General features: G+C 40.9%; 3 protein-coding genes and 1 tRNA gene. 1 reads left to right on the top strand and 3 read right to left on the bottom strand.

The features are described 5' to 3' along the window. Position 1 precedes the first annotated feature (1 nt). The 3 genes from G322_RS0119150 to G322_RS22520 all read right to left on the bottom strand — a co-directional run bounded on the left by G322_RS0119150 (position 2) and on the right by G322_RS22520 (position 595). Positions 2 to 78, bottom strand: a tRNA-Met gene (locus G322_RS0119150). Between the two features lie 192 nt (positions 79 to 270). After that, positions 271 to 363, bottom strand: coding sequence for a hypothetical protein (locus tag G322_RS24995; RefSeq protein ID WP_169337501.1), 93 nt, complete (start codon positions 361 to 363; stop codon positions 271 to 273). 10 nt (positions 364 to 373) lie between these two features. Then, complete coding sequence (locus G322_RS22520) at positions 374 to 595, bottom strand: hypothetical protein (protein WP_022943267.1); 222 nt, start codon at positions 593 to 595, stop codon at positions 374 to 376. Between the two features lie 213 nt (positions 596 to 808). Between G322_RS22520 and G322_RS0119140 the strand changes: the two genes are divergently transcribed. Continuing rightward, positions 809 to 1,534: a hypothetical protein gene (locus tag G322_RS0119140; RefSeq protein WP_022943266.1), complete on the top strand. Its 726-nt coding sequence runs from the start codon at positions 809 to 811 to the stop codon at positions 1,532 to 1,534. Positions 1,535 to 1,674 lie beyond the last annotated feature (140 nt).

Below are 1,674 nucleotides of genomic sequence, written 5' to 3'. Positions count from 1 at the left end.
TTGGTTGCGAGAGCAGGATTTGAACCTACGACCTTCGGGTTATGAGCCCGACGAGCTACCATACTGCTCCATCTCGCGTCCGTTTTTATTGCTTGTTCAGTTGGCTTGCGCTTCCTGTCTAAGTGCGACGAATAATATACAGGAAGCATAACCTTGGCAAGTGTTATTTCTATAAAAGCTAAAATCAAATGCAAATTAAATGCCAGTCGTATAAAACATGGCCGTTATGCGTTATAAATAAGCATGTTATTTATCAAAAGTAGGTTGGCATCACTTTTTTATCTGAAAGTTATCGTTGATCATTAATATATTTCGCCACTTATCGAAGGTAAGGCAGGGATGAGAGGTTAAAAATGCGATCATGTCTCCCACTTTAAATGTCTGCATTGGCTGGAATGGTCATAAAAGCGTGTTGATCCATCACGGTGGTGAGTTGCCAGGTTTTATCTGCTTTGGTGGGATTGGTACTTTTTGTCAGTGCAGGGCGGTAATGCAGTTGGGCAAGGGATAGCCCAGCACTAAACGCAACATCACGTTTACCAAAACCAATGATAGCAACGCCTGTTTTAGGCAGTGATTGTACATAAGCGCACACCTCTAAACTAGATTGCAGTGAACCCTCTAATTCACAGGCAATTTACTGCGCCGTAAAACACCTTGTTGAGCCTGCTCGTAAATGCCCGTGTCATGAATAAGGTAACAGCCCAGAAAAATAGCAGGGATGATGCGCTTGTCTAAATTGTTGCTGTTAAAGGTCTCTGCAACGAGATCGTACCATGCACTGCCTGCACCCGTTAGAATAACCTGAGTGGTTGAAAATTACTGTTGTTTGATTACAGGTCGTTGGAAAAATGCTCAAAAGCAGATGTTAAATGGCGCACGCTCTGGTCTTCAATTTGGCGCAGTGGTTTATTATATTTTTGAATGGGGCGACATGGGTCATGCGCAACAATCGTCCATGCCTATTGCGGGTTACCTCTATGGTGCTTCATTGGCATGGGGAGTCGAGAACAACCGAGATCTTGATATCAACTATTGGTTAGCTACGCTTTATTGCTCTGGTGATAAAAAACGGGCAGAATTGTTTTTGGCGTTGCAAGATATCTATCTTGAAGCGGGTATCGATTGCCCTAATTGTGCTTTCTTTGGGTCTTTATTGTTTGACCAAAAATCTGCGCGTCACATAAAACATGCCCGCGATTTAATACAATTGGGCTTTAAGCAGGTCTTTAAAAAATTAGCACAGTATCTTGCTCAACTGTTATTAATACGTGATTCATATTTACAAAAACAGCTTATTTGGAGTGCTGAAATTTTACAGCATGAGTGTTTATTCGGTATTGAATTAGTCAAGCAGAATGCCCTTGAAGCGCAAAAGTTAGAGGTAAATAGCTGCACTATTCTCTCTGAGCACTTATTTCCTTTAATCGCTGAGTATCAGCGCTTGTGGCGTATTGAGCATCGTGAGGGAAGTCTTCGTGATAGTGTTGAGCGACTGCAATATTTGCAGGGTTTATATGATAATATCTTCTGAATCACAACCATTAAGGAATCGTTACACAATAACTTGCGCTAAATTTTTTTCAAAAAGCCTGAAGGAATCGTTACAAAATAACTTGCGATAAATTGTTTCCAAAAAGCCTTAAGTGACTGGCTATTTTAAAAACAAAATCG

It is taken from the genome of Psychromonas hadalis ATCC BAA-638 (assembly GCF_000420245.1).
GTDB classification, from domain to species: domain Bacteria; phylum Pseudomonadota; class Gammaproteobacteria; order Enterobacterales; family Psychromonadaceae; genus Psychromonas; species Psychromonas hadalis.
The sequence above is the reverse complement of the archived record's forward strand: the minus strand, read 5'-3'. Positions and strand labels throughout refer to the sequence as shown.